This is a genomic window from Aeromonas sp. A04 (genome assembly GCF_047780465.1).
Classification (GTDB): domain Bacteria; phylum Pseudomonadota; class Gammaproteobacteria; order Enterobacterales; family Aeromonadaceae; genus Aeromonas; species Aeromonas bestiarum.
In genome coordinates this window covers 820,960-839,115 of record NZ_JBLNHP010000001.1, presented here as the reverse complement: position 1 = coordinate 839,115, position 18,156 = coordinate 820,960, and the positions used below count along the sequence as shown (strand labels likewise).

The 18,156-nt window shown below is 61.9% G+C and carries 17 protein-coding genes; 10 read left to right on the top strand and 7 right to left on the bottom strand.

Annotated features, from left to right (window positions below; all coding sequences use genetic code 11):
• The first annotated feature begins 72 nt into the window (after window positions 1–72).
• The 4 genes from ACM3N8_RS03710 (at window position 73) to ACM3N8_RS03695 (ending at window position 3,078) form a co-directional block, all read left to right on the top strand.
• Window positions 73–633 carry a YceI family protein gene (locus ACM3N8_RS03710; RefSeq protein WP_098984460.1) on the top strand — a complete coding sequence of 187 codons (561 nt, stop codon included), beginning with the start codon at window positions 73–75 and terminating at the stop codon, window positions 631–633.
• On the top strand, window positions 633–1,370 hold the full coding sequence (locus ACM3N8_RS03705) for a hypothetical protein (RefSeq protein WP_290017003.1): 738 nt from the start codon (window positions 633–635) through the stop codon (window positions 1,368–1,370). Before ACM3N8_RS03710 ends, ACM3N8_RS03705 begins: the two co-directional genes overlap by 1 nt.
• Window positions 1,371–1,556: 186 nt before the next feature.
• Window positions 1,557–2,678: an adenosylhomocysteinase gene (locus ACM3N8_RS03700; protein ID WP_290017002.1), complete on the top strand. Its 1,122-nt coding sequence runs from the start codon at window positions 1,557–1,559 to the stop codon at window positions 2,676–2,678.
• An 88-nt stretch (window positions 2,679–2,766) separates the two neighbouring features.
• Window positions 2,767–3,078, top strand: a complete 312-nt coding sequence (locus ACM3N8_RS03695; RefSeq protein ID WP_042872344.1) for a SelT/SelW/SelH family protein — start codon at window positions 2,767–2,769, stop codon at window positions 3,076–3,078.
• A gap of 55 nt (window positions 3,079–3,133) precedes the next feature.
• Here the strand turns inward: ACM3N8_RS03695 and ACM3N8_RS03690 are convergent, their stop codons facing one another.
• From ACM3N8_RS03690 to ACM3N8_RS03680, 3 genes are all read right to left on the bottom strand, one after another.
• A complete protein-coding gene (locus ACM3N8_RS03690) occupies window positions 3,134–4,903 on the bottom strand; it encodes a lysophospholipid acyltransferase family protein (protein WP_290016998.1) in 1,770 nt (589 codons plus the stop codon).
• 207 nt (window positions 4,904–5,110) lie between these two features.
• Entirely contained in the window at window positions 5,111–6,334 is a 1,224-nt protein-coding gene (gene pepT, locus ACM3N8_RS03685) for a peptidase T (protein WP_290016997.1), read from the bottom strand.
• A 595-nt stretch (window positions 6,335–6,929) separates the two neighbouring features.
• Window positions 6,930–7,385 (bottom strand): hypothetical protein, encoded by a 456-nt coding sequence (locus tag ACM3N8_RS03680; RefSeq protein ID WP_416015469.1) that lies wholly within the window; start codon window positions 7,383–7,385, stop codon window positions 6,930–6,932.
• 27 nt (window positions 7,386–7,412) lie between these two features.
• Here ACM3N8_RS03680 and speA point away from each other — a divergent pair, with 27 nt between their 5' ends.
• Entirely contained in the window at window positions 7,413–9,314 is a 1,902-nt protein-coding gene (gene speA, locus ACM3N8_RS03675; RefSeq protein WP_043135196.1) for a biosynthetic arginine decarboxylase, read from the top strand.
• A 288-nt stretch (window positions 9,315–9,602) separates the two neighbouring features.
• On the top strand, window positions 9,603–9,791 hold the full coding sequence (locus tag ACM3N8_RS03670; protein ID WP_043557171.1) for a hypothetical protein: 189 nt from the start codon (window positions 9,603–9,605) through the stop codon (window positions 9,789–9,791).
• A 62-nt stretch (window positions 9,792–9,853) separates the two neighbouring features.
• Here the strand turns inward: ACM3N8_RS03670 and ACM3N8_RS03665 are convergent, their stop codons facing one another.
• From ACM3N8_RS03665 to ACM3N8_RS03655, 3 genes are all read right to left on the bottom strand, one after another.
• A complete protein-coding gene (locus ACM3N8_RS03665; RefSeq protein WP_290016992.1) occupies window positions 9,854–10,144 on the bottom strand; it encodes a hypothetical protein in 291 nt (96 codons plus the stop codon).
• Window positions 10,145–10,406: 262 nt separating this feature from the next.
• Window positions 10,407–12,413, bottom strand: coding sequence for a methyl-accepting chemotaxis protein (locus tag ACM3N8_RS03660; protein WP_416015468.1), 2,007 nt, complete (start codon window positions 12,411–12,413; stop codon window positions 10,407–10,409).
• Window positions 12,414–12,624: 211 nt separating this feature from the next.
• Window positions 12,625–13,920 carry an amino acid permease gene (locus tag ACM3N8_RS03655; RefSeq protein ID WP_043135199.1) on the bottom strand — a complete coding sequence of 432 codons (1,296 nt, stop codon included), beginning with the start codon at window positions 13,918–13,920 and terminating at the stop codon, window positions 12,625–12,627.
• Between the two features lie 248 nt (window positions 13,921–14,168).
• Here ACM3N8_RS03655 and ACM3N8_RS03650 point away from each other — a divergent pair, with 248 nt between their 5' ends.
• The 4 genes from ACM3N8_RS03650 (at window position 14,169) to ACM3N8_RS03635 (ending at window position 17,302) form a co-directional block, all read left to right on the top strand.
• The gene (locus tag ACM3N8_RS03650; RefSeq protein ID WP_043135200.1) at window positions 14,169–14,552 is read left to right on the top strand and encodes a RidA family protein; all 384 of its coding nucleotides are present in this window, start codon (window positions 14,169–14,171) and stop codon (window positions 14,550–14,552) included.
• Window positions 14,553–14,574: 22 nt separating this feature from the next.
• Window positions 14,575–15,864: a serine dehydratase subunit alpha family protein gene (locus ACM3N8_RS03645; RefSeq protein WP_290016990.1), complete on the top strand. Its 1,290-nt coding sequence runs from the start codon at window positions 14,575–14,577 to the stop codon at window positions 15,862–15,864.
• A 55-nt stretch (window positions 15,865–15,919) separates the two neighbouring features.
• Window positions 15,920–16,573, top strand: coding sequence for a helix-turn-helix transcriptional regulator (locus tag ACM3N8_RS03640; protein ID WP_043557263.1), 654 nt, complete (start codon window positions 15,920–15,922; stop codon window positions 16,571–16,573).
• Window positions 16,574–16,714: 141 nt separating this feature from the next.
• Window positions 16,715–17,302, top strand: coding sequence for a histidine phosphatase family protein (locus ACM3N8_RS03635; RefSeq protein WP_290016987.1), 588 nt, complete (start codon window positions 16,715–16,717; stop codon window positions 17,300–17,302).
• Between the two features lie 58 nt (window positions 17,303–17,360).
• Here ACM3N8_RS03635 and ACM3N8_RS03630 read toward each other — a convergent pair whose 3' ends face one another.
• A complete protein-coding gene (locus ACM3N8_RS03630; RefSeq protein ID WP_290016986.1) occupies window positions 17,361–18,038 on the bottom strand; it encodes an HNH endonuclease in 678 nt (225 codons plus the stop codon).
• Between the last annotated feature and the right edge of the window lie 118 nt (window positions 18,039–18,156).

The window sequence follows — 18,156 nt, the reverse complement described above, 5'->3', positions numbered from 1 at the left end:
GATTATCTATTCCGATATGGAGGTTAGCATCTTGGTTGTTGTTGTGAACCCCCAATATGAAGGAACGAACGGATGAAAATGACCAAGGCCCTGCTGGCCTCCTGCCTGTTTATGGCGGCCCCCCTGATGGCGGCCGATTACGATGTCGATGCGGCTCACACCACTGTCCAGTTCAAGGTGGGGCACCTCGGCTTCTCCGAGCTGGTCGGTCGTTTCAACACCTTCAGCGGCACCTTCAGCATGGACGATGCCAACCCGGCAGCGGCCAAGGCGAGCTTCGAAATCGACGCCGCCAGCGTGGACTCCAACCACGAGCCGCGCGACAAACATCTGCGCAGCCCCGATTTTCTGGATGTGAAACAGTACCCCAAGATGACCTTCGTCAGCACCGGCTATGAAGGGACCAAGGAGAAGGGCGTGTTGAAAGGCACCCTGACCCTGCACGGCATCAGCAAGCCGGTGGCATTCGAGCTGGTTCACATCGGTGAAGGCAAGGATCCCTGGGGCGGCTATCGCAGCGGCTTCAACGCCTCCACCACCATCAAGCGCAGTGACTTTGGCGTGAGCTACATGTTGCCCGGCATTCCGGACGAGATGAGCATCAACCTGTTCGTCGAAGGCGTGCGCAAGTAATGGGCGCCGCACTCCTGCTACAAACCCTGGCGGCTCCTTTGGGGGCCGCTTTGCTGTCATGGCGCTGGCCACGACTGGGGTATCTGTGGGGCGCCCTGGCGCTCTGGCTGGTGGGCTGCCTGCTGGGTGGCGCCTATGGGCTGCCGGTCAAGGCGTGGCAGTGGCTGCCGCTGACCCTGCTGGTGCCGGCGATGGCGGCGCAACTGGCGGACAAGCGGGCCGCGCTCTTGCTGTTCGCGGCGCTCGGTGCCCTGGTGTGGTGGCAGGGGCTCGCCTCTGTGCTGAGCAGTGAGCCGCGCATCTGGCTGGCGCTGCTGCCCGCCATTGCCTGGTTGGGGTGGAGTGAGCTGCGCGGTGACAGCCGCGAGGGGCTGGGCTTTGCGCTTGGCTTCATCTGGCTGGCGCTGGTGATCGGCATAGACGGCAGTTTGCTGATTGCCCAGCTGGCGGGGGCCCTGGCTGCCTTTGCCGGTTTCCGTGCCCTGCTTGGCGCTTTTGCCGGCGTCAAGGCGGCGCCTGCCGCGCTCGGGTTGGCACTGGCCTTCATGCAGATGCTCGCCTGGCAATACGTGGAAGTGCCGCTTGCGGTCTTGCTGCCGGTCTGGCTGCTGCCGCTGCTGGAGTGGGCCTTGCGCAACAAGCCCTGGATCCAGCGTTGGGCCCTGCTGATCCTGCTGGCGGGAGTCGGCACCGGATTGAGTCTGTGGAAGGTATGGCCCGAGGCCTCTTTGTACTGATTTTTAGCATAAAAAACAGGCAATTAACCCTAAAGTTGACGACTTCGTCATAGTCTGCACAGATAAAGATTGAGCCCCCTTGTGGATTCAGATAAAAAGGATTTTCAATTATCTGGACACACACAGAACCCGGTCATGCCGGGTTCTGTTTGCCTGCTTGTTTGCGGCGCGCTAAGGAGGCCACAGTTGCGCAGTCAAGGATCTGAGCATCTGTTTTTTCGCCATTTCACCGAGCAGGGACGCCTCGACGGCCTCTGCATCCTGCTGGTTACCCATCTGCTTCCCGATCGCCCCCAGTTTATCCAGGCTCTCGATCAAATCGGGCGGATCGGCGCCATCCTGCCCAAACCCAAGTCAGTGCACGGACCGACCCTGACCTGGGCCCAGCAGCACTACCCGGTGCTGCCGCTCAACCGCCAGTGGACCAACACGCCGCAGGGGGTGATAGAGCACATACCCCCCTTGGTGGCCCCCCATGAACGGTTGATCATTCTGGACATAGGCGGCTACTTTGCCAAGACCCAGGCGACCCTGAGTGAGTATTTCGGCCCCCGCTTCCTCGGGGTGGTGGAGATGACCGAAAACGGCCATCAGCGCTACGAGCAGGAGGTGCTGGCCACCCCTGTCATCTCGGTGGCGCGCAGCCCCCTCAAGCAGGCCGAGGATATCCAGATTGGCCTGAGCGTGGTCTACTCTGCCGAGTCCCTGGCCCGCACCCTCAACCGTACCTTCAACGTCTGTCAGGCCGCCCTGTTCGGCTATGGCAAGGTGGGGCGCAGCATCGCCCGCGAGCTCAGGTGCCGCAACCTGCACCTGGAGCTGGTGGAGACAGACGTGCTGCGCCAGGTGGAGGCGCTCTCCCACGGCTTCAAGCTGGTGGGCAAGGCCGAGGCGTTGAGCCGGGCCGAGCTGGTGATCTGCTCCACCGGCAACGGTGCGCTGGATCTGGCCGACCTGCAGCAGTTGCGCCCCGGCGCCATGCTGGCCTCGGTCACCTCGGCCGACGACGAGTTTGCATTTTGTCTCTCCCAGCTGCCCTGGCCGAGCGAGGAGGTGTGCCCCCATGTGCTGGCGCTGACCCGGCCCGATGGCAGCACCATCTTCCTGCTCAACCGGGGGGAGGCGGTCAATTTCGTCCACGGCGCCGTCATCGGCGAATACGTCTATCTGGTGCTGGCGGAGATCATCGAGGGGGTACGTCAGCTGGCGCAGCAGCCGCTGGCTCCCGGCCTGTTCGATCTGCCGCAGTCCACCATGCGCACCATAGCCCGCCACTGGTTGACCGATTTCCACGGGGTCAGCCAGTGAGCCAGGCGCTGCTTTTTGCTATTGCAGCCGGCATGGCGGGCCATCATTATCCCCATTTCCCGCTGGCCGATTTTTATGGAGTCACCCAATGACAGAGTCGTTAACCCCCATCAGCAAGCCCCGCATCGAGATCCGCTACTGCACCCTCTGTCGCTGGATGCTGCGCGCCGCCTGGCTGGCGCAGGAGCTGCTCTCCACCTTCGACAGCGATCTTGGCGAGGTGGCGCTGGTGCCCGCCAGCAAGGGGGAATTTCGCATCCTGGTCAATGGCGTGCTGGTGTGGGACAGGGTGGCCGACGAGGGCTTCCCCGAGGCGAAAGAGATCAAGCAGCGGGTGCGCGATGTCATCGCCCCCGAGCGGGATCTGGGTCACTCGGATCGCAAACCTGCCGCACAGTGATGGCGGTGGCTTGCACGACAAACAGGGAGGCTGCGGCCTCCCTGTTTGTTGTTGGTCAGTCCGCGGTTGAGCATGTTCCGCCGCGCTCGGTGCCGGTGGTCGGCGTGGCGCGCTGAGTGCGGCTCGGGTCATCCAGGGAGCTGCCGATATAGCGGGCCCGCTTGTGGGGTTTGAGGCGGCTTGTGTCCACCCACACCAGGCCGTCGATGCAGTGGTTGAAGTCGGGGTCTATGCCAAAGTCCATGAACTGCACGCCGCCCGGCTCGCACAGCTCGGAATACTGCTTGTAGAGGGTGGGGATGGCGCAGCCCAGATTGTCGAGCCGGGCCTTGAGCTCCCGCAGATCGGCGGCGTAATCCTGCCCCGCAAACAGCGGCGCTGTGGCGGGGTAGGGGCGGCGCGACGGGGCTAGTGCCAGCTCGGGGGCAAAGTGCTGGCGGTAGAAACTCACCAGCAGATCCTTGGCCGGCGGCGGCAGGCTGCCGGACAGCGACACAGGGCCGAACAGATAGCGGTAGTGGGGATAGCGGGCCAGGTAGGCACCTATGCCGAACCAGAGGTAATCCAGCCCCCGCTTGCCCCAGTAGGCGGGCTGGATGAAGCTGCGGCCCAGCTCGATGGCGAGCTCCAGCCGGGGCAGCAGCTTCTCCTCGAAACCGAACAGAGTATGGCTGTAGAGGCCGGCCAGTCCCTTGTTCGCCATCAGTTCGGCTACGGGGGCGAAGCGGTAGGCGCCTATGATCTCGAGCCGGGCCGGATCCCACAGGATCAGGTGGTGATAGTCATCGTCGAAGGCGTCGAGATCCCGCCGCTTGCCCGAGCCTTCTCCCACGGCGCGAAAGGCTATTTCCCTCAGCCGTCCCAGCTCGCGCAGGATCACCGAGTGGCTCAGCTCATGGCGCCGGTAGAGGTAGATCCCCTGGCCGTCCGGGGTGTGGCCGAGGGCCTCGCAAGCCTCGATGGCCTGCTTGAGCTGACGGCGTTCCTCCGGCAGGGCTATGGGGGCCTCGGTCGCGAGTTTGCCCCGCTTGCCCTTGCCGATCCGGTAGAGGTGACTGCGCACCAGTTGCGCCGCCGTCTTGGCGGGGAGTCCGGCCAGGCTGGCCGGCGGAATGCGCGCCCCTATGGTGACGGCAATGCGCCCGCCCTGCTGGCGAAACAGCTGCTTGACCAGCAAGAGACCCGCCCAGGCGTTGTTGAGCCAGGCGGCGAGATAGAAACCCAGACCGTTGCGCCCACCCAGGTGAATGGGCACCAGCGGGGTGCGGGTACGCTGGGCCAGTTTGACGAAGCCCCCCTGCCAGGGACCATCCTTCACCCCCCTGGGGCCGAGACGCGACACTTCGCCGGCGGGGAAGATCACCAGGGCCCCTTCGCTCGCCAGGTGTTCCCCCATCGCCAGGATGGCACGTCGGTCGGTCTTGCCCCCCAGGTTGTCCACCGGCAACAGCAAGGGGCGCAGCGGCGCCAGCTGGGCCAGCAGCTGGTTGGCCACTATCTTGACGTCCGGCCGGATGCGACCTAGCAGGCGCAGCAGCGCCAGCCCGTCCAGCGAGCCTATGGGGTGATTGGCGACGATAATGACCCGGCCAGAGGTCGGTATGTGCTCCAGCTGTGTCTCGCTCACCCGGTAGTCAAAATCGAGCTGTTGCAGCGCCTGCTCAACGAAATCGAGTCCGCGCAGATGGGGGTAGCGGCCGGCAAAGTGCTGGAAGGCCTCTTCGTGCAGCAGCCAGCGCAGGCCCCGGCCGAGCAGGGGGCGTAGCGGCGTCTTGTCCGGGAGGTGGGGCAGGTATTGTCGTAGCAGGGTATCGACGCTGAACATGGGCAAAGCTCCGGTGAACCTTTGCCCCAGCATGTGCGGTTTCTGTTCCCGCCATGTGGCAGCGGTATGACGGTTTGATGGCAGGGGCAGGGAATGGCCGTGTTCTGTTCCCTCCCTTGCTGGCAGCGGTATGACTGCTTGCTAGCAAAGAGGGGAGCCCGCTAACCGGCTCCCCTCTTTGTGGTCATGATAGCGCTGGTTACCCGATTAACTGCGCCAGGCCGAGGTCAGCCGCACCAGCTCGACCAGGGTGGCGACCGCTTTCTCCATGGATTGCAGCGGGATGAACTCGTGCTTGCCGTGGAAGTTGTGGCCACCGGTAAAAATGTTGGGGCAGGGCAGGCCCATGAAGGAGAGGCGGGCGCCATCTGTGCCACCGCGAATGGGTTTGATCTTGGGCACCACGTCGGCAGCCAGCATGGCGGCCCTGGCCAGCTCGATGATGTGCATGTGCGGCTCTATCTGGCTGCGCATGTTGCGATAGCTGTCGGTCAGGGTGAGCTCGATGCGTGCCTTGGGGGCATCCAGCTGCGAAGAGGCGACCCGCTCCTTGAGCTGGGCCTTGCGGGCGGCGAAGCTGTCGTCATCGAAGTCGCGGATGATGTAATGCAGGGTACTCTCCTCCACAGTGCCGCTCATCTGGGCCAGGTGGAAGAAGCCCTCGTAGCCGTCGGTCGCCTCCGGGGTCTGCTCGGGGGGCATGGCGGCGTGGAAGCGGGCGGCCAGGGTCTGGCTGTTGATCATGCTGCCCTTGGCGGTGCCCGGGTGCACGTTGTTGCCGACAAACCGCACAGTGGCGCTGGCGGCGTTGAAGTTTTCATACTCCAGCTCGCCCAGTTCACCGCCATCGACCGTGTAGGCCCATTTGGCCGGGAAGCGGTCCAGCGGGAACAGATCGGCGCCGCGGCCTATCTCCTCGTCCGGGGTGAGGCAGACCCAGACGTCGCCACGGGGGATCTCGGGGTGGGCCTGCAGATGGGCGATGGCGCTGAGGATCTCGGCGATGCCCGCCTTGTCATCGGCGCCCAGCAGGGTAGTGCCATCCGTGGTGATGAGATCCTGGCCCAGGTAGTTTTTCAGGCAGCGATACTGGCGAATGGCCAGCACCTCGTCCCCCTTGCCCAGGCAGATGTCCCCTCCCTGATAGTTCTCGATGATCTGGGGCACCACCTGCTCGGCCTCGTAGTCGGCGGTGTCCATGTGGGCAATCAGGCCGATGGCCGGCGCATCCGGCTGGTTGCCCGGCAGGCAGGCGGTGAGGTAGCCGTGCTCGTCCAGGGTGACCTGGGTCAGCCCCATCTGCTGCATCTCACCTTGCAGGGCGCGGGCGAAGATAAGCTGCCCCTCGCTGCTGGGACAGACGGGATTGGTCGCATCGGAGCGGGTATGAAAAGTCACGTAACGCAGAAAACGCTCAAGCAGGGTATCCATTGGCAAGCCTCAAACCTGTGGTGAAGGGCCATTGTGGCCAATCTTGCCGGGGCGCTTATTGCGTCAGCGCAGTTTTTGTCACATTTTTTGGCGAAGATGTGGCGTGAAGCGTGTAAGGTAGAGCAAGCGGTGGCTACTGATATTCCACGCAGAATAAAATAACGAGAAATCGGCATTTTTAAGCGTGTTGTCATTAAGCCCCATCCGGTGTGCGGCGTGGTGTCACAAGGGCTCTGCCCGAGGGGGCCAATCCCGCGCTATTTTCAGGGGCAAGAATGGCCTGCGGGCTAGCCTCGGCATCCCAGTGCCAGCCTCATCGGCAGCAAGATTTGATCGCCTTATTAAAAGCAGTTTTTGAACACTATTTTTTATTGTCACCGCTGGCGGTAAGTGTGTACACTCCGCGCCGATCCAAGGGTAACCCTGAAGCAGGCAGAGGCCGCCAGAAACCTGAAAGATCATACGCCTATAGGGCGAGGCACGCAGAAACGACAGACACTGCTGGGGTATGGTTTCTTTAATACCGGTTAGGCTCCGGTATCAGGGAGAACAACGGACACTCATTATCCATCTGACCGAGTGAGCCAATGGCTCATCATCTTCCCTTGTCATGGGCGGTCACTGGTGTTGAGTTGGGCTGTGGTCGTGGTCGTCCATCAACACGCTTGCGTGCTGGCGCCTTCGCTTTCTTCTTTGAAACCTCCCTTGTCGTCGTGATGCGGCCGAGTGATGAACTGACGGCGTGGCTGATGTCGTCTGTCATCAAAGTACCGCGGCGCTGTTTGCGCAGCACCGCATACCGTTGAGCTTGATGTAAAGCCACCAGCCCCACATCAAGACTCGTTACTTCCCAAAATCCACCAGGCAGCCACAGGCTTGCCGCGATGTGCAAAGAGATGGTCTGGATGTGACAGAGAGTCACGGTCGAGGTCAAGCGGCCCTGCGCCGCAGGCTCAGACAGATGACTTTCCAGACGCCAGCAGGCAGCCTTGGCTCGCCACGCTTTGCACTCGATGGTCTGGATGTGATTGAGGGTAACGAAGGCGGCCACTGGCCGCTCATTTGCGAGGCATAGCCCATGACTAACTGGTCCAGCAAGGACTCCTTGAAGGTCTACAACGTTCCCTACTGGGGTGCGGGTTTTTTCAACATCAATGACGCCGGTCATGTGACCGTCGCTCCCGACAAGTCACGCCCTGACGCACACATCGTCATCTCTGATGCCATCGAACAGTTGCGTCAGTCCGGGCTGACCACCCCAGTGTTGCTGCGCTTCCCCGACATCCTCAAGAGCCGGGTCGATGCGCTGTTCAACGCCTTTGGCCAGGCCATCGAGAAGTCAGGCTATGAAGGGGACTACCTGTGCGTTTACCCGATCAAGGTAAACCAGCAGCGTCGTGTCATCGAGACCATCAGCCAGTCCTACAGCGACAAGCCCCGGCTTGGCCTGGAAGCTGGTTCCAAACCGGAACTGCTGGCCGTGCTGTCCCATCACCATGAGCAAGGCTCGGTGATCGTCTGCAACGGTTACAAAGACCGCGAATATATCCGCCACGCCCTCCTGGGCAACCTGATGGGCCACAAGGTCTATATAGTGGTGGAAAAACCCTCCGAGCTGGAAATGGTGCTGGACGAGTCAGCTCGCCTCAACATCAAGCCCAACATAGGGGTGCGTGCCAAGCTTGCCTCCACCGGCTCCGGCATGTGGGAATCGAGCGGCGGCTCCATGTCCAAATTCGGCCTCTCCGCCTCCCAGATCCTGGCGCTGGTCGAGCGCCTGCGCAGCGTCGGCAAGCTGGATTGCCTGCAACTGCTGCACTTCCATCTGGGCTCCCAGATCGCCAATATCCGTGACATCCAGGGCGGTATCCGCGAGTGCGGCCGCTTCTATTCCGAGTTGCGTCGTTTGGGCGTGCCCATCGACGTGGTCGACGTGGGTGGTGGTCTGGGTGTGGACTATGAGGGCACCCGCTCCCAGAGTCACTGCTCCGCCAACTACAGCCTGTCCGAGTACGCCAACAACGTGGTGTGGGGCATAGGCGATGTGTGCCGCGAGTTCGACTTGCCGCACCCGACCATCATCAGCGAGTCCGGCCGTGCCCTGACCGCCCACCACGCCGTGCTGGTCACCAATCTGATTGGTGCCGAAGGGGTGGAGATGAGCGACATCAGCGCGCCTGATGACGACGCCCCCACCATTTTGCAGAACATGTGGAAAGGCTGGCTGGACCTGCGCAGCGAAGATCCCTCCCTGCTGGAGATCTTCCACGACTCGGTGGCGGATCTGGGCGACGTGAACACCCAGTACACCATGGGTCTGCTCAACCTGGAGCAACGCGCCTGGGCGGAGATGCTGCACCAGAACACCTGCCTGGCGCTCAAAGAGCTGCTCAACCCGGTCAACCGCAACCACCGCGCGCTGGCTGACGAGCTCTCCGAGAAACTGGCCGACAAGTGCTTTGCCAACTTCTCCCTGTTCCAGTCCCTGCCGGATGCCTGGGGTATCGGCCAGGTGTTCCCCGTGATGCCGCTGACCGGTCTTGAGCGTCCGCTCAGCCGCCGTGGCATCCTGATGGACATCACCTGCGACTCGGACGGTCAGGTGGAGCACTACGTCGACGGTCTGGGTGTCGAGAGCACGCTGCCGATGCCGGAGTACGCCGAGAACGAAGTGTGCCACGTCGGCTTCTTCCTGGTCGGTGCCTATCAGGAGATCCTGGGGGATCTGCACAACCTGTTCGGTGACACCCACTGCGCGGAAGTGTGGCTCGATGACGAAGGCAAGATGGACATTCGCAACGTGGTGCGCGGCGACACCGTCGATCAGCTGCTGCGTTACGTCAACATAGACCCCTCCGTCATTCGCGAGAACTATCAGCGCATCGTCTCCCACCCGGCGCTGGACGACGCGACCCGCAAGGCCCTGCTCGACGAGCTGGAGCTGGGTTTGCAAGGCTACGCCTATCTGGAAGACGAATAAGCCTCTGGCTTGTTCGCCCCGTCGGTGGAAACAAAAAGACGGGAATGAAAAACGGCGCCTTCGGGCGCCGTTTTTGTTGATGGCATCGCCATCCTCTTGCGGTGCGCGGGAGGCGGGGCGGCCATTGTCATTTGAGTAGTGGATGTTTGCAGTAGGGGGCTCAAGGCCCGGATCCGGCAGATATCGGCCTTAGTCCGCCTCTTCTCTTGATCTGCATCAAGCCTGCCGCGGGCGGGTTATTTTACGGTCAGGAGTGATGTTGGTGGTATGTAACAAAAGGATGTGAATATGGAACTTGAAAGGGACCCGAGATGCTATACCGACGTCTGTATCGACGGTAAGTGGTATCACTATGACCACTGCAGCACGCAAGTTTACATGCTGATGGGGGGCGCAGCACCGAGACTGGAGCTGGCCTGTGAGCCCAGCAGCGAGGAGGAGCTGATCGCCATGCTCCAGCAACTGGCCCGCTTCTGAGCCGGGCTGTCTGATGGTCATCGGGCAATGCGCCGCGATGGCCATCTTCTGTTTCTTTCCCGTCAGCCGTTCGTCTTGCGCTCAAACAGCTGCTTGCCCATCTCCATCAGGGCGCTCGCCGCGGCGTAGCTGCTGTCTGACTTGCCCACCTCATCGGCCACGTAGAGGAAGTTGGATCTGTACTTCTCCACCGCCTCTTCCCGGCTGTGCGCATCGATAAAATCCTCTTCCACCTCGAACCCCTGCGCCAGCAGCGCCTCTTTCTCAATCAGAAAGGTGGGGGAGGCCATGTCGACAAAGGTGTACTGCTGCCGGTTGGATGCCGGGACGGTAAAAAACTGGTATCTGGCCATCTGCGATTCCTCGCCTGAACGGGTGATAAATGATGTGACCTTCATCTTGTCGAACTGATCCCCGCACCTCTTGCAGGCAAAAAAGGTAACGTTCGAATCTTGTTGTGGCTGGAGATTACCCTGCTTTCACCGCATCGCACAATGGGTGGCCGATACTTTTTTCGCCAGACAAAACAATGGGCTCTGCCTGGCAGGGCAAACAAAAAAACCAGCCTCATCACGAGGCTGGCGGCAGGGTTGTCGAACGAGCCATCAACCGGCGTCAGAGCGTGAAGCTCTGCACCATGGTACGCATCTGCTCTGTGAGCTGGTGTATCTGGCGGGCGGCATCGCGGGCGGCGTTGGCCACCTGCAGCGCCTCGTCGCTGCCATCCGAGATGCGCACTACGTTGCGTTCTATCTCGTTGACCACGGCCCCTTGCTGCTCGATGGCGCTGGCGATGACGGAGTTGGTATCGACCATGCGATCCACCTTCTCGGTGATGGCGCCAAAGGCCTGTTTCGCCTCCCGGGCCAGACCGACCCCCTCCTGCGCCTCATGGCTGGCCGACGACATGGCGCTGACCGAGGCGCGGGCGCCGGACTGCAACTGCTCTATCATCTGCTGGATCTCGACGGTCGCCCCCTGGGTGCGGTTGGCAAGGGAGCGCACCTCGTCGGCCACCACCGCGAAGCCGCGTCCCTGCTCGCCGGCCCGCGCCGCCTCGATGGCGGCGTTGAGGGCCAGCAGGTTGGTCTGCTCGGCGATGCCGCGGATCACGCTGATGACGCCGCCTATCTGGCTGCATCTTTGTTCCAGCTGGCCGATGGCGTCGGCGGTGCGCAGCACCTCGCGGTTGATGTGGTCGATGGCCGCAATGGTACGCTCGACCACGGCCTCGCCCTGGCCAACCACGGTTTGCGCCTCCTGGGTCATGCGGGCGGCCTGCAGGGCGTTGCCCGCCATGTCGTGGGAGGTGGCGGACAGCTCCTTGATGGCGGTGGCGACCTGGTGGGTCTCCCCTTGCTGATCGGAAATCACCTCCTGGGAGCGGCAGGTGCGCGCCTCTATGTCGGTGGCACTCTCCACCACGGTGACGCCGTTTTCCCGCACCCGCAGCATCAGGGTGCGCAGCGTCTGCAGCGTCACGTTGTAATCCCGGCTGATGTCAGCCAGCTCATCCTGACCGACGATCTCGATCTGCTGGCTGAGATCCTGGGCATTGACCCGGGCGGCTATCTCCCGCACCTGGCCCACTGTGCCGCGCAGGGAGAGGTAGGCGCCGATCATCAGATAGAGATAGAGCAGCAGTATGGCGGTCAGCGGCGCCGTCACCCACCAGAAGTGGCGCTGGTTGGCGGCCAGCCGCTGGTGCAGATCCGCCTCCAGCCGCTGGCGCACCTGGCCAGCCAGTGCCGTGATGGCGGTGTCCATGCCATCCCCCAGCGCCAGCACCTCTTTGGTCGAGAGCTGTACCAGCTGATCCTTCATCATCTTGTTTTCCAGGGTATCGACTCCCTGGCGCAGCTGCTGCAACAGGGCGTCGGTCTGCTGGCCCAGCTCGGTGCGGTAGGCGGGAGCTATCTGGTAGAGCAGGGTCAGGTCGGCCTCCAGCTCCTGCAGGGTGGCGCTGATGAGATCGAGGCGAAAGCGCAGGCCGCTGTAGCCCTCTGCCTGAAACAGGCCGAAGTCGGCTATGGTGGCGGCCCTGTCCCGCACCTGGGCCAGCAGATCGCGCAATTGGGGCAGCCGCTCGCTGGCCAGGATCACCATGTAGTAGGTGCCGAGCGCAGGATCCTGGATCAGGCTGCTGGCGGCCGTGGTGCTCTTGTAGAGGTGGCGCACCTCGGTCAGCAGCTTGTCGTGGCGCAGGTTGCTCTGCTCCACCTCCAGGGTGAGCGCCTCGCTTTGCAGGCTTGACCAGCCTTGCGCCAGGGCGTCGAAGGCGGGGTTGCTCTGTTTGGTCTCGACGAAGGCGGCAAGGCTCGCCTCCACGGCCCGGGCCGCCGCCTTGACCTCCTCCTCGGTGGCCGGGGCCTGCTCATAGGCGTGGCGGGTGACCAGATTGCGATGGGTCAGCAGCGCCTGCTCGATGGCGGGGACAGGGGCCAGCTTGACCACGCCCGCCAGCTCCCTGCGGGCCAGGTTGTTGTCATCCTGCAATCGCCCCAGCAGGTTGGTCATGCTGTAGGCCAGCGGCAACAGCATCAGGCAGGACCAGAGCAGGAACTTGTATTTGAAGGAGAGCTGATTGCCCAGCCGGATGGCCGGGGTGAAAATCCATTTCATGTGAAGCCTCGATACCCGAAGTGGCGGGTGTGTACCGCGATGGCTGGATATTACCCTTAGCCGGCGAGGTCCGGTGAGACTGGGGTGCAAGTTGTGATCCCCTTGGCTTTTTCGGGGCAGGGCGGGGCTGTATGAGTCAGACAAACGGGCCACCCAGAGGGTGGCCCGTTATTGGTTGAACATTGGGCCGCGCGGCCCGGTTGGCGGTGGGTCAGTTGAACGCCAGGAAGGGCGAGACGCACAGCAGCAGGCCGGTGATTATGATGACGTAGAGGGAGGCGCCCTTGTACTTGTGCAGCGCCGGCACCTGATAGACCAGATAGGCCGGGATCAGGCACCCTACCATGCCGAAGATGGGGCTGCAGATGGAGGTGAAGCTCAGCACGGGGGCGTTGAGCACGATGGCGCCCCAGGAGAGCAGCACGGTGAACAGCATGATGCCGCGACCCACCAGCCCCTTGTTGATGCGATCTTCCGGCATGACGCGGCGCAGCAGGTTCATCGCCAGCCCCTGGCAGGCTTCACGAAAGCCCAGGTAGACGCCGAAGTAGGCGGTCATCACGGCGAAGATGTTGAGGGTCAGGCTCAAGAGCTTGAGGGTCTGGCCCGGCATGCCTTGCGCCACCATGGCCAGCGCGGAGATGTTCTCTTCGGAGGCCTTGACCGCCTGCTCGTGGCCCATGGCCAGGGTGAAGGAGACGGCGTAGAAGAAGACCACCACGAACAGGATGCCGAAGGCGATGTTCATGGCGCGCATCGCCTTGAAGCGGGCCACTTCCAGCGACTTCTCCCGCGAGCGGTAGGAGATCACCATGGGGCTCAGGCTCTGGATGAAGAGGATGGAGGTGAGGGTGAAGGGCAGCATTATGATGGCGTCCTTCATCCAGTCACCGGCCGCCGGCATGGCGGTGATGTTGGCCGCGTCCCACTTGTCGACCATCATGAGGCCGAGCACGGCCACCACACTTATCTTGGTCAGCACCATGAAGGTGGAGATCTTGAACAGCAGGTTCTCGCCGCGTGACGCCAGCGCCACCAGGCCGCAGATCAGCACCAGGCCGTAGAAGGGGTTCTCGGAGAGCAGCTGTTGGGTGACCCCGAAGCTCTGCAGGAAGGAGGCGCTGTCATTGGTGATGGCGGTGGAGTAGACGAACACCCAGATCACCAGCATCACGAAGTAGAGGGCGCCGAGCAGCATGCCCCAGTTCTTGCCGAGGTAGCCGGTGATGACGCTGGGGTAATCCTTGCATTCGGGCGAGGTGGCCAGGGTATTGATGAAGAGGCGCTGGAACATGTACATGGCCGGGTAGCCGATCACCGCCGACAGCAGGAAGACCCACAGGCCCATCAGCCCCACCTGCACCGGCAAAAAGACGATCCCTGCGCCTATGGCCATGCCGATGCTCATGATGATCCAGCCCCAGTCGGTGCTGTCAAAACGAACTGCTTCTTTCCATTCCAGCGTGCCCATGGCGGGCCGGGTGAGTGTCGTGCTGTGAGCGTCCATGGTTGACCTTGTTGTTATGTGAGTGATTGTTTGCGCAAATATAGTTGAATAAAAAACCCTAAACAATGGCGGGTTTCTCTCATCGGCTCAAATCGGAATGGCGCTCACAGTTTGTGTTAATGCGGCGTTATCGCGCTAATCTGGTTTTAAATTTATAAAATAGTTGAACGGATGGCTTTAAAAGCAAATAATGTTGCATGAAACAAATTGCACAAGTGCAACATTATTTGAATGTAAGTGGAGGCCATATGAAAACCATCATCACATCAGCCGCAGCACCCGATGCCATCGGTCCCTACAGCCATGGCACCGCCTATGGCGACCTCATCTTTACCTCAGGCCAGCTGCCGGTGTGCAAGCAGCAGGGCGGCGTGGTGGAGGGGGGGATCGCAGCCCAGACCCGCCAATCGCTGGAAAACCTGAGATCCGTGCTGGAAGCGGCCGGTGGCAGCCTGGATACGGTGCTCAAGACCACCTGTTATCTGGCGGAGATCGGCGATTTTGCCCAGTTCAACGCCGTCTACAAAGACTACTTCCAGCAAGATTGCCCGGCCCGCAGCTGCTTTGCAGTGAAGGATCTGCCGATGGGCGTCAAGGTTGAAATCGAAGCGATCGCCCACATCGCCCGTTAATGCTGATAAAAAGGTCCCCGCAATGAAGCAAGCATGGCAGCAGTATCTGCAGATTATTCAACAGGTTGTCAAACCGGCGCTGGGCTGTACCGAGCCCATCGCCGCGGCTTATGCCGCCGCCGTCGCCGCTCGGCAACTGGGCTGTGAAGTCCGGCGCATCGAGGTCGCGGTGTCGGATAATCTCTACAAGAACTCCATGGGGGTCTATGTGCCCGGCACCGGCAAGATAGGGCTGGCCATAGCCGCGGCCGCCGGTGCCATCGGCGGCGATGCCGATGCCGGACTGGAGGTGCTGGCCGCCATCACCCCGGCGCAGGTTGCCCGTGCCCAGACCCTGATCGATGCCGGTGGCGTCCAGGTCAGCCGCACCGAGGCGCCCGAGTTCATCTACTGCCGCGTGAGTGTGTTCGGCGCTGATGAGAAGGGGGAGGAGCACAGCGCCGACGTGACCCTGTGCGGCGGCCATACCCGCATCGTCGAGCAGCGCCGCGACGGCGAGGTGACCTTCACCGCCGATCAGAGCCAGCGTGGGGCCACAGGCGCCATCTGTGACGGCGTCGACATCAGCATCGCCGCCATCCATGAGTTCGCTACCCAGGTGGAATTTGAGCAGATCCGCTTCATCCTCCAGGCCTCCGAGCTCAACGGCAAGCTCTCCGACGAGGGGATGAATCACCCCTATGGCCTGGAGATAGGTCGCACCATGCAAAAGAGCATCAGCGCCGGTTTCATCGGTGAGGATGTGATGAACCGCATAGTGATGCGTACCGCCGCCGCCTCCGACGCCCGCATGGGGGGCGCCAGCCTGCCGGCCATGAGCAACTTCGGCAGCGGCAACCAGGGCATAGCCGCCACCATCCCCGTGGTGGTGATCGCCGAGCGTTACGGCGCCAGCGAGGAGCAGTTGGCGCGGGCCCTCATCATGAGCCACCTGGGGGCCATCTACATCAAGTCCCACTATCCGCCCTTGTCGGCGTTCTGTGGCAACACTGTCACCAGCGCGGCCGCCGCCATGGCCATGGTCTATCTGGCGGGCGGCAGCCTGGCGCAATCCTGTCACGCCATCCAGAACGTGCTGAGCGACAGCGCCGGCATGGTGTGTGACGGGGCGAAAGCCTCCTGCGCCATGAAGGTGAGCACCTCCTCCGGCGCGGCCGTGCGCGGCTTCCTGATGGCCATCAACAGCCATTCGGTGTCGGGGCAGGGGATCGTCTCGCACGATGTCGAGCAAACTATCAAAAATATCGGGCAGATGGTAAAAGACGGCATGTCTGCCACAGACACCACCATTATCGACATCATGTCTGCTTGATCACGCGACCTGGCTGCTGCCGGTGACGGGCAGCAGCACTACCATGAAGGCCCCCATGAAACTGCAAGAGTTGACCCCGACTGACTTCGAGATCCTCAAGGCGATGGAGATCATAGTGGACGGCATAGCCGCCATGTATGGCCAGCACACCGAGGTGCTGCTGCACAGCCTGGATGTGCGCAATCCTGCCATCATCAAGATTGCCAACGGCCATATCACGGGCCGCAGTGTCGGGGCCCCCATCACCAACCTGGCGATGATGAAGCTCAAGAGCGGGCAGGATATCTCCAGCCCCTACATGACCAAGTGCGCCACCGGCAAGACGTTGCGCTCCCTCACCACCGTCATTCGCAACGGCGAGGGGCAGGCCATAGGGCTGCTCTGCATCAACACCGACATGGACGCCCCGCTGCAATCCGTGCTGCGCACCATGATGCCAGAGTGCATGCAGCACCATGAGCCGAGCGGCACGCCGGAAGTGTTCGCCCGCAACATAGACGAGGCCCTCAACAGCACCATAGACACAGTCAGTGCCGAGGTGCGTGGCAACGACGCAGTGCCGCCATCCCAGAAGACCCGGGTCATGGTCAACCAGCTGCATGATCTGGGGATCTTCGAGCTCAAAGACAGTGCCCAGATAGCCGCCCGCCAGCTCGACATCTCGGTGCACTCCATCTACCGCTATCTGCGTGAAATCAAGAAAGGCTGAGCCCGTCCAGCCTGAACGTCGTGGCAGGAACCGGGTCAGCCCTGACCCGTTTGCCCGCCCCTTGCTGCCAGCTGAGTCTCCATCGCCCCGCTCATCTGTTATCATCTGCCCTTTCGTCTATCTCAACTTGCTGGAGAAACCATGCCTCGCACCCTCTATCTGCTGCGCCACGGCCAAACCCGCTATAACGCCGAGCTGAGGCTGCAGGGGCGCTGCAACTCGGATCTGACCGCCAAGGGGGAGGCGCAAGCCGCCGCCATGGGCGCTCGCCTGCACGACCTGCTGGATGACGCCGCACGCTGGACCCTCTATGCCAGCCCGCTCGGTCGGGCGCGGCAGACGGCGCAACTGGTGTGCCAACAGCTTGGGTTCGATAGCGAGCGCATCGTCTGGGACGAGCGGCTGGTGGAGCTGGACATGGGGGAGTGGGAGAGTCGTCGGGTGCCCGAGCTGCTGGCGGCCCACCCCGAGCTAGACCTCGATCAACCCGACTGGTATCTGCAGGCTCCCGAGGGCGAGAGTTTTGAGAGCATACAGCGCCGGGCCCGGAGCTGGCTGCAGGATGAGCGCATTGCCGAGCGCGCCATCGTGGTTTCCCACGGCCTGTTCGGCGCCATGCTGCGGGGCGCCTATGCCGATCTCGACTACACCACCACCTGGTCACAAGAGCTGCCGCAGGATGCCTTCTTCAAACTCAGCGGCGGCCGCATCGAGCGGATCGCCTGCTAACCCCGACAAAAACGGCTCGCCACTGGCGAGCCGTTTTTTTTGAGTGCTGGAAGGGGCTTTATTCTCGCACCAGCCGGGACAGCTGTTGGTAGAGGGCTTCACGTTTCTGCGCCTTATTGGCGCCATAGTGCAGCTCGCGGTGGCAATTGGGGCAGAGCGCTACCGTGTTGCTGACCCTATCCGAGCCCCCTTCCGCCAAGGTTCGCAGATGATGCACCTCCAGAAAGGGTTCCCCGGTGGCCGTGATAAAGGGCGCCAGGTTACCGCAGCCTTCGCACTTCTGTGCCGCCATCATGAGTACCCAGGCTTTTACCTGCGGATCCCTCACATAACTGGTTGTGGTGGCGTAGCTCTGGGTCGGCTCCTGGATCCCCTCAGGCATGGGCAGCGCTGGTTTGGCCTTGTAACGGATGACCCTGTGTTCAAACTCGGCCCGCCCCGTATAAGGCTGGCCGTCGAGTTCACAGATTAAGCGCTCTATGATAGGCGCATTATGCGGGCCCACGTTTTTGGCAGGCTTTAAGCCTGAGATCCAGGCTAGGCCCATCAAGGAGCAGATGTAGGAGATATTCTGCATTCGATACTCGAATGCCTTCTCGGTGCGGCCGAACTGATTGGCGAGTTCGGCGTAATGATGCTTTTTAACGAAGGGGATACCGTTTAACTCTTTCGAGCGCATCTCCATGTAAGCCGCTACCGTCGCTCTTAACTCTTCTTCCGTCCAATTGCCGCTCAAGACCGACTCCTATCATTCAGGACGCAATGCCGATGGCGCCACCCTTAACCGTTTTACACGATAGGGTTGGTTTCATCCGGATTGCATTATATCGGTCTGCATCTTAATCCAAACGACA